This window comes from Sphingopyxis sp. SE2 (genome assembly GCF_032227185.1).
Classification (GTDB): domain Bacteria; phylum Pseudomonadota; class Alphaproteobacteria; order Sphingomonadales; family Sphingomonadaceae; genus Sphingopyxis.
In genome coordinates this window covers 2,739,448-2,748,802 of sequence record NZ_JAPMXW010000001.1, presented here as the reverse complement: position 1 = coordinate 2,748,802, position 9,355 = coordinate 2,739,448, and the positions used below count along the sequence as shown (strand labels likewise).

7 protein-coding genes and 1 pseudogene are annotated in these 9,355 nt (G+C 64.5%); 4 read left to right on the top strand and 4 right to left on the bottom strand.

The window, feature by feature from the left end; all coding sequences use genetic code 11:
• Window positions 1–394 precede the first annotated feature (394 nt).
• Both OVY29_RS13000 and OVY29_RS12995 read right to left on the bottom strand, forming a co-directional pair.
• Window positions 395–1,009 (bottom strand): hypothetical protein, encoded by a 615-nt coding sequence (locus OVY29_RS13000; protein WP_313911553.1) that lies wholly within the window; start codon window positions 1,007–1,009, stop codon window positions 395–397.
• 474 nt (window positions 1,010–1,483) lie between these two features.
• Window positions 1,484–3,049 (bottom strand): recombinase family protein, encoded by a 1,566-nt coding sequence (locus tag OVY29_RS12995; protein ID WP_313911552.1) that lies wholly within the window; start codon window positions 3,047–3,049, stop codon window positions 1,484–1,486.
• Window positions 3,050–3,087: 38 nt separating this feature from the next.
• On the opposite strand from OVY29_RS12995, the pseudogene OVY29_RS12990 reads away from it, so the two are divergent.
• From OVY29_RS12990 to OVY29_RS12980, 3 genes and pseudogenes are all read left to right on the top strand, one after another.
• Window positions 3,088–3,960: pseudogene (locus OVY29_RS12990) on the top strand (YifB family Mg chelatase-like AAA ATPase); the annotation flags it as partial.
• Window positions 3,960–4,262 (top strand): DUF1905 domain-containing protein, encoded by a 303-nt coding sequence (locus tag OVY29_RS12985; protein WP_037556871.1) that lies wholly within the window; start codon window positions 3,960–3,962, stop codon window positions 4,260–4,262. The pseudogene OVY29_RS12990 and the gene OVY29_RS12985, both read left to right, overlap by 1 nt.
• Window positions 4,263–4,308: 46 nt before the next feature.
• A complete protein-coding gene (locus OVY29_RS12980) occupies window positions 4,309–6,072 on the top strand; it encodes a GGDEF domain-containing protein (RefSeq protein ID WP_235211577.1) in 1,764 nt (587 codons plus the stop codon).
• A gap of 38 nt (window positions 6,073–6,110) precedes the next feature.
• Here OVY29_RS12980 and OVY29_RS12975 read toward each other — a convergent pair whose 3' ends face one another.
• Window positions 6,111–6,506 (bottom strand): polymer-forming cytoskeletal protein, encoded by a 396-nt coding sequence (locus OVY29_RS12975; RefSeq protein ID WP_037556872.1) that lies wholly within the window; start codon window positions 6,504–6,506, stop codon window positions 6,111–6,113.
• 1 nt (window position 6,507) lies between these two features.
• The gene (locus OVY29_RS12970) at window positions 6,508–7,710 is read right to left on the bottom strand and encodes a M23 family metallopeptidase (protein WP_052182404.1); all 1,203 of its coding nucleotides are present in this window, start codon (window positions 7,708–7,710) and stop codon (window positions 6,508–6,510) included.
• Between the two features lie 232 nt (window positions 7,711–7,942).
• Here OVY29_RS12970 and OVY29_RS12965 point away from each other — a divergent pair, with 232 nt between their 5' ends.
• A complete protein-coding gene (locus OVY29_RS12965; protein WP_409581464.1) occupies window positions 7,943–9,349 on the top strand; it encodes a methyltransferase family protein in 1,407 nt (468 codons plus the stop codon).
• The last annotated feature ends 6 nt before the right edge of the window (window positions 9,350–9,355 follow it).

Sequence of the window (9,355 nt, the reverse complement as noted above, 5' to 3'; positions counted from 1 at the left end):
CAGGTCGAAACCGTAGAGACGCGCAGACAGTGCCGTCACTGGCTATCCCCAATGGTTCTTTCATCCGATTTATCAATCAGAGACCAAGGATTATCGGGGTTATGCTGTTGCTCTTCCCTGACAACTGGCGCCGATTGTTCCAGAGGAACTGGCGCCGAAGTCTTTTCAGGAGCCCGCGTCGCTGGCTTGAAATGGTCAGCGAGGGTGTCGACGTAGCTCGTCACGATGGCCCCGCTTGCGAGCGTCTTTGTCACGGTTATCCGCTGATGCGCTGGAATATTCGCCCAGGGGTCAGGGGATGAGCTACCGCGAGTGAGGACGGCGTAGGCTGCATTGTCGCCGGATCTGGCCCGTTTCCGCTTAATTGCACGCGCCCGGTTTGCTAGGCGCGAGGTCATGCGCTTGGTGCGGTCTTTCGGATGCCGTCCGCGAGCCGATCAATGGCATCATTTGTCAATGAGGCGGCAGCGCGACGTTTGGCTTCAGAGGCGATATAGGCCTGTTTGATACGGCGCTTTTCAGCGAGCACGCTTTCAGCAACCGCCTTGTTCAACTTCTTCTGCCCAGGCTCACCCTCGATTAGCGATTGCTCTTTCGCAATTTCCACAAGTCGCAAGCCCAAAGCTTTGCGTCGTTGCGGGTCCGAAAGCATGGGAATAGGGACCGCTTTGCCTTCTACGTTCTCGAAGCGCCGAACCTCGTCAAGTTGCTTCACAATTCGATCATGTTCGTTATCGAGCTCAGCGATGCGCCGATGTTGATCCCAGATGGCGTGCTGGAACGCATTCGCGTTCGGGCCAGGCCCCATCGCAAGTCGAGCAGCCAATACCTTGTTAGCCATGTCCTTGGAAAGGGCGGTAAAGTCGACCGGGCCTGTTCTCGTAGCGCCGCGGGGGTTCCAATGTTCTATGCCTCCCGTTCGGATCACCTCTGAGCGAATGCTATCGTCGGAGGGCATATCGGGAATGCCGGTAAATTCGTCGTCGTCAGAATTGGCGTTCTCGGCCATATTTCGTTTTCCTGTAATTGCTCGGCCATTGAAGGGTAGGCCGCCCCCAGCGGGCCGAGAATGACGCCGGGGGCGGAAGTCGCGCACGGCAGACGCTGCGCGAAATATGGAAGCTCTGGGATGCCCTCAGGCGGCCCCTTGAGCGTATCAAGGGGGCAGGGCAGGTTGATTGGCAGGTGTGGGCTGCAATTACTCAGCGAGCTCACAGGAGCCCTTAGGGGGGACATATGGGTCGACCAGCTTAATCGGCGGTGCCGATGAAAGACCACCCGAGGAGAGACCCCACTAGAGACCAATCATAATGTGATCTCTATGGGTGATCTTGTTTATGGGTCTTCTAAAAGGGAAACCATATGGGATATGATTATGTTCAATCATATAGACCCATAACGTTTACCCCCCTTACCCCCCAAGGGTCCGAGGATAACCGTCATCCCCAGCTATGGGGGGTTTCTCTTCTCCACATAGTGTGAGCTAATTGACGAGGTCGCCAAACCCGCATGGTATTTCGGTCTCACCGCCTTGCCGCCATCGGAAGACCAATACCCTGCGGACGTAGTCGACCGTGACGGAGTCAAACAGCACGCGCAACAGCGTGTTGATCCCTTCCCGACCCTCAGAAATCCCGGCTTCCAAGGCATCATAAAGTCGTTCTGTTCGTGCCGTAATTAGCCCGCCATCCACCAGCCGTCTCTGTTCCTGGGTGGCTACCAGCGCATCATGGAGAGTTTCTAATTCTCGTTCGAGTTTAGCTAGACGCGCCGCGCCGGCCTTAGACGGGCTAGCTTCTAGAGCGTCGCCAAGGTCGCGCATGTGCTCCAGCGTCCCGGCGATATTGCTTTCCAGCTCAAGCGCCCTCGCGTCCAACCGGCTTTCAGCATCGCCCGCGGGTATATTTGCAAGTAGGTCGGCTCCCGATCCCAAAATCACCGCCTCTACTGCGGCGAGCGGGACGGCCCGATAGACACACCCGTTGCCAGCCTTGGCGCGCGTGCAGACAAGTTTCGGTGCACCGCCTTTCTTCCCTTTTACAACGCGCGTCATTGCTGAGCCGCAAACCGGGCAGCGAGCCAACCCGCCCAACAAATTAGCAAGGGGGCGAAGCGCGCCGCGTCCCTTGGGTGCCGGCGCATGTCCGTCCTTTAGGCCCGCCACGGCGTTCCAATCAGCATCGGAAATGATCACAGGAAACACGCCCTTGACGGGCTCCTCCAGGACCCTGCGCTTCCTTCCTTCGTGATGCTCGATCCTCCCAGGGATGAGCTCGCCAATGACAGCGCGGTTTCGGAGAATTTTTCCAACACTGGAGCGGCCCCATTGCTCGCCTCTGCCTAAAGTCGGGATGCCCTCACGGTTCAATCGTGCGACGATCTTGTGCTCGCCCTGTCCCTCCAGGGCCCATTGGAATATCTTGCGGACCGTCTCGGCTTTATCGTTGTCGATCCCCCATGTTTCCGCCTTCGCGTCCCATATGAGCCAAGCAGGGGCTCGCTTGGTCAGCCGCTTGGTCTCGCCCGCGCGGACCTTACGGCGCTTCTCTTCCCAAGCCGCGGCGACGCGATCACCTTTCGCTTTGCTTTCTTCATGGGCCCTTATGGCGACCATAAGGGAGATCATGAGCCCCAGGCCATTGTCTCTCGCTAAGCTCTCGCGTGAATAGACCCGCCCGTCGTTGAGCGTCGCTATCTCGATACCGGCTCGAATGAGGCCGGTAAGTTCGTGCTGAACGTCGACAGGCTCGGCGCGTGAAAAGCGGTCGAGGCTTTCCAGGAGAAGCATTGAGCCCGGTTCAACCAGCCCCGCGCGGACGGCTTCCATAAACTTACCGAGACCGGCGTCGGGCGATAGATTGGCCAGCCTGTAACCCGATACGCCGAAATCCGCGATCTTCAAAGCTTCGTCGAGTTCCAGACCGCGGGCCGCAGCAAACTCAGCAGCCGCTTGCATCTGCCGGCGTTCGCTATCGCCTTCGCCTTGTTCCGCGGTGCTAAATCGTGTGTAGGAGTATAGCTTGGGCATGGGGTAAGCGTGCCGCATCATTGAAGCTCCATCAAGGGGGTCTCCAAGTGCGATATATGATGATGTCGGGACCGCCCGGCGCGGGCAAGTCGCTGATGGCGGCGTGCATGCCGGGCATCCTCCCCGACCTGACGCCCGCCGAGGCGCTCGAAGTGTCGATGATCGCCTCGGTCGCGGGAACGCTCGAAGGCGGGCGCCTCGTCCGCGCGCGCCCGTTCCGCAGCCCGCATCATTCGGCGTCGATGCCCGCGCTCGTTGGCGGCGGGCTGCGGGTGCGGCCGGGCGAGGTCAGCCTTGCGCATCTCGGCGTGCTCTTCCTCGACGAGCTTCCCGAATTCCAGCGCGGGGTGCTCGATTCGCTCCGCCAGCCGCTTGAGACAGGCGAGGTCAGCGTCGCGCGCGCCAACGCCCATGTCACTTTTCCGGCGCGCGTCCAGCTCGTCGCCGCGATGAACCCGTGCCGCTGCGGCCATCTCGGCGACGCGGCGCTCGCGTGCAGCCGCGCACCCCGCTGCGCCGCCGACTATCAGGCGAAGCTGTCGGGGCCCTTACTCGACCGCATCGACCTCCACGTCGAAGTACAGGCGGTGAGCGCCGCCGACCTCGTCCTGCCGCCGCCCGCCGAGGGCAGCGCCGAAGTCGCGGCGCGCGTCGCGGCGGCGCGCGATGTGCAGACCGCGCGCTATGCCGGGCACAAGGCGCGCACCAATGCCGAGATCGATGGCGAACTGCTCGAAGCTGTCGCGACACCCGACGAAGCCGGGCGCAAGCTGCTCGCCCAGGCGGCCGAGGCGATGCGGCTTTCGGCGCGCGGTTATACGCGGATTCTGCGCGTGGCGCGGACGATCGCCGACCTTGCGGCCGCCGAATCCGTGGGTCGCATCCATATCGCGGAGGCATTGAGCTATCGCAGGCAGGCGCCGAGGAACTGATGGAGACGTTCCGCTTCGGGGCTGAGATCATCGAATGGCGCGGACCGGCGCCCTTCCTTTTCGCGGTCGTTCCCGACGAGCATATCGGCGCGATCCGTTATGCCGCGATGACGGCGAGCTATGGCTGGGGCGTGGTGCCGGTGGTGGCGACGATCGGCGGCACCGAGTTCGCGACCTCGCTTTTCCCGCGCGACGGAAGCTATTTGTTGCCGGTCAAGCTGGCGGTGCAGAAAGCCGAGAGCATCGGCCTCGGCAATCGGGTCGCGGTCGCCATGCGGGTCGGCCGGCCCGGCGCGCGCTGAAGCGAGTTTGCCCGATGGCAAAGATTTCACAACCTATTGATGTCATATGGCGGCGATGACTGCGACGGGCGATCTGGTGGAAACATGGCGCGGCCGGCTGTGGCTCGGCCTGTCCGCGCTGCTTCTCGCCCTGATCGCTGCCCCCGCGCATGCGCGCGCGCTCGATGTCGAACGCGACTTCTGCCACGCGGTGAGCGGCACCACGCTGGACGACGATGCCCTGTCCGGGCTTCGCTTTTCGTGCCGCGGCGCGCCGGCGGGCTATCAGCGGGGGAGCCTGTGGCTCCGCACTCCGCTCGACGGCACCGTACCACGCCGCGATCTGGCGCTGATGGTCCATAATTCACGGTTCGACCGGCTCGCGGCCGGCTTCTCCTATGCCGACGGCGCGACGCGCTGGCAGCGGGTGCGCAGCGGCGATTTCGGGACGCACTGGCGCGCCGGCGGACAGATATTGTTCGAGGCACCCGGGCGCGGCGTCCCGCTCACCGCCGTGACGATGCGCTTCGACGGGCTTTCGGGACACCAGTTCGTGCGGGCGCGGATTCTTACGAAGGACGAGGCGGGAATGCAGTCGGCGGGCATGGCGGCGGCGGTCGGCGCCGCGCTGACCCTGCTGCTCGTCAGCGGCATCTACAGCCTCTCGCTCGCGGTCGCGGTGCGCCGCCAATATCTCGCGTGGCAGGCGGCGTGGGCGGCTACAATGCTGCTCTGGGGTGCGCTCTGGTCGCAGGCGCATCTGGGGCTCGTGCCGGCGACGGCGGGCACGATCACCGCGCAGGCCGGGACCTTCCTCGCTTGCCTCGCGATCGCTGTCGCGACCGCCAGCGCGGTAACCGCCGTCGAACGCGGTACCGTGCCCAAGGGACTCCGGACCGCCACGCTGCTTCTCGGCGTCGGCGTCGGCCTCGCGGGCATACCGCTGGCGCTCATCCGCGGCGGCAGCCTCGCGGCGCTGGCCGATCTGCTCGGGCTCCTCGTCATCGCCGACCTGGTGATGGTCGTCCTCTATCTCGGCTGGGCGTGGCGGCGCGGGTCGATCGAGGCGCGCGACTTCCTTGGCGCCTGGGGGCTGCCCATGGCGGTGCTGGCCTTCATTCACATCGTCGATATCGAGGACGGCTTCTGGGGCGGCGGGTCGAAGCTCGTCATGCTCGTCGCCGCGACATGGCAGGCGCTGTGGCTCGCGGCGGCGGCGACGCGCCGCCTCGCCCATCTGCGGATCGAGCGCGACCATGCACGCGATGCCGAGGCGCAGGCGCAGCAACTGGCGCGCCGCGACCCGCTGACCGGCCTGCCGAACCGCCGGGGCTTCATCGACAGCGTGACGCCGCTGCTCGACCGCGCGCGCGCCGACAATTTGCCGGCGGCGCTGCTCCTCGTCGACATCGACCGGTTCAAGTCGATCAACGATATTTTCGGTCATGAGGCGGGCGACGCGGTGCTGTGCGGTATCGGCCGCCGGATCGAACGGTGGGAAGGTCCGATGTGTACCGTCGCGCGGCTGGGCGGCGAAGAGTTCGGATTGCTGACGATCGGGATGGAGGGCATCATCCTGAGCCGCTTCGCCGAAAGCATCCGGCGCGGGATCGCCGCGTGCGATCATAGCGAGGCGGTGGGTGAGCGGCTGGTGACTGCGAGCGTGGGCGTCGCCGAGGTGCGGCCGGCGTGCGATTTCAAGCAGCTCTACCGGCTCGCCGACGAAGCGCTTTACGACGCCAAGCGCGGCGGCCGGAACAGGGTCGCCGTCCAGCGCCACCAGAATGACGCGGGCCGCGCGTCCGGGCGCGAGATCGCCGTATCGAAATGACGTGAAATGATTGGGGCCGCGCCGATGCGCGGCTCCGGTCAGAGCGCGGCCGACTTGTTCTCGACGACTTCCAGCGGCGGCGGCGCTTTGGCGGCCGCGGCCCCATGGCGGCGATGCGACAGCTTGCCGTCGACCTTGCCGCCGTTCTCGATCGTGATGGTCTCATAGACCACGTCGCCGGTAATCCGCGCGGTCGCGTGGACGATCAGCGTCTTGGCTTCGATCGACCCGTCGAGCAGCCCCGCGATCTTCGCGGTCTCGGCGGTCACGGCGCCCTTGATCTCGCTCGCCTCGCCCTGGACGAGATTGGCGCATTTAAGGTCGCCCTCGATTTTGCCGTCGACGTGCAGGTCGACGCTGGCGGCGACATTGCCGGTGACGACAACGTCCGATCCGAGGATCGAAAAGGTCGTATGACGCGCGCCGGTCGCCATCTTAGCGGGCACTGCGGGCGGCAGCGACGGAACCGACTCGCTGTCGGGCATCGGCTTTGACTTCGAGAACATCGGCTTTTGCCTCCAGGAATCTGCGTGGATTGACCGCTTCGCCGTTCAGGCGGACTTCGAAATGCAGGTGGCTGCCGGTCGATCGGCCGGTCGAGCCCATCTTGGCGATTTGCTGGCCGGCGGTGACCTGCGTGCCGACCTTGGTGGTGAACCCCGACAAGTGCGCATAGCGCGTCAGGATGCCCTGACCATGATCGACCTCGACGACATTGCCATAGCCCGACTTCCGGCCGACGAAGCTGACGCGGCCCGGTGCGGCGGCGAGGATAGGGGTGCCGATCGGGCCGCGGAAGTCGAGACCCGCGTGCATCGCGCCCGCGCCGGTGAAGGGGTCGCTGCGATAGCCGAAGCCCGAGGACATCATCATCACATTGGCGGGATTGCCCGACGGCACCGCGACGAGCGTGCGTTCGAGCACCTCCATGCGGAACAGCGCGCTGTCGAGCGCCGCGAAGCTGGCGCCCAGCGTCTTGGCTTTGCCCATGCGGTCGCGATAGGGGATGAAGGGACCACCGCGGCCGGCCGCGGCGTTGCGTACGAGCCTGTCGGGGTTGAGGCCGAGCGCTGCGACCGCGGTTTCGGCCTTCGCCGCACGGTCCTTGACCGCCGCGAGCAGGCGGCCCGCGAAGGCTTCCTGCCGCGTGGCGAGCCGCGCGAGGATCTGCGCTTCGGGAGGCAGGTTCGGATCGATCGCGCTGGTCTTGACGGGCTCGGCCGGAACGGCGGGCTGCTGCGCCGCCGCTTCGGCGGGCATCGCCGCCGGATCGATCCCGAAATGGGTTTCGGCGACGCTTTCGAGCAGCGCCTGGCGCTCCTCGAGATCGGCGGCGGTTTCGGCGACGCGATCACGATATTTGGCGATGCGCGCTTCCGATGCGGCGGCGGCGGCTTGCTGATGCGCCACGGCCGCGCGTTCGTCGGCGGTGAGCAACTGGTTGATCAGCACGGCAAGCGTAGCGCCGGCCCAGGCGAGCAGCACGACGCCGGCGATCAGCGCGACGCGTTTTTGCCAGACGGCGCTGACACGCAGGAATCGGACATGGCCGTGCGTGCGAACGAAGATTTCATGGTCCTGAAACAGCGCGGAGACGCGCTGGCGCAAATCGCGCAGGCCCGTTGTTTTCGACGACAAGTGGCGACCCCATCTTGTTTGTTTTGTGGAGCCCTCCGCCCCGATTGATGCGCGCCTTATCAGGCCGATCGGACCCAGGCGAATCTTTGCGCCCCGAGTCGGGTTGAATCGAAACCCTTGCGCGGTGAACGGTGTCAACTTGCGCGAATGCTACCAATTTGGCGGGATTCCGCAGGCGAATCGGTCTTTTATATTGACGGCTTGCTTACCCTTTTTGGCTAGGACTAAGCGGGTGAATATCATGGCCGAATCCGCTTTCTCCGCTTCGGACGAATCGCCGCGCGACGTATCCGCGCCGACGGGCGCACGTCCGCGTTCGGCGGTCAGCACGGGGGTCGGCATCGTCGGCCTCGCGGGATTGGTAAGCTATTTGCTCATCGCGCGCTTCACGCCGGAAATCGCGGCTTTCCTTGGCATCGAGTGGGGATCGCGCGGGCCGATGAGCGGGCCGAATTCGGCGATCGCGAGTGTGCTCGCCTGCGGTCTGCCGATGGTGCTGTGGTCGGTCTTCGTCGACAAGGTGCATCGCAATCCGTCGACCGGGGTCGACTGGGCGCAGCGCCGACCGTGGCGCGAAACGCTTGATATCAGCCTGACCAAGCTCGCGGGTCTTTGGGCGACTTGGGGTCTGATCGCGCTGATCTATGCGACGATGCGCTATTATTGGGAAGGCAATTACGCCTTTTCGATGAACCTGCTCGAGACCGTCGCGCCGTGGCTGTTGCTCGTCTCGGTCCCCTATATGTTGTGGCTCGACCGCCGCTTGGTCGAGCCGCGCGACGGCTGCTGGCAATTCGGGCGCTGGCTGATCGCGCCCGGCCAACCCGTCGACGGCAAGGCGATCGGGCATCATCTGCGCGCCTGGGCGGTGAAAGGCTTCTTCACCGCCTTCATGCTGTCGATCGTGCCGGGCAATTTTTCGGCACTCGTCACCGTGCCGATGCGCGAGGTAACCGCCAATCCCTATCTGACCGGGCTGTGGGCGATCAATCTCCTCTATCTGGTGGACGTCCATATCGCGACGGTCGGCTATATATTGACGCTGAAGCCGCTCGACGCGCATATCCGCACCGCCAATCCCTATGGCATGGCGTGGGTCGCGGCGCTCGTCTGCTACCCCCCCTTCATCCTGATGAGCGGCGGTCCGCTCGATTATCAGGTTCATGGTTCCGACTGGGGCTATTGGCTCGCGGGGCACGAGGGGCTGCTGATCGTCTGGGGGACCCTGCTGGTGTTGCTCACCGCGGTCTACAGCTGGGCGACGATGGCGTTCGGCATCCGCTTTTCGAACCTGACGCATCGCGGCATCATCACCCACGGGCCCTATGCCTTCACCCGCCATCCCGCCTATATTTCCAAGAATATGACCTGGTGGATCGGTTCGCTGCCGTTCCTCGTCACCGCGGGCGGCTGGATCGAGGGCGCGCGCAATGTCGCGCTGCTCGGGCTGGTCAGCGGCATCTATTACTGGCGCGCCAAGACCGAGGAGAAGCATCTTCTCGCCGATCCCGCCTATGTCCAATATTGGAATTGGGCGCAAACCCATGCGCTGGTGCCGCGCCTGTTCGCCCGGATGACCGGCCGCCCGCGCCCACTCATCCGGCTCGAACCCGACGAGCGCGTCGGTCCGGTCGCCTAGCTTCCG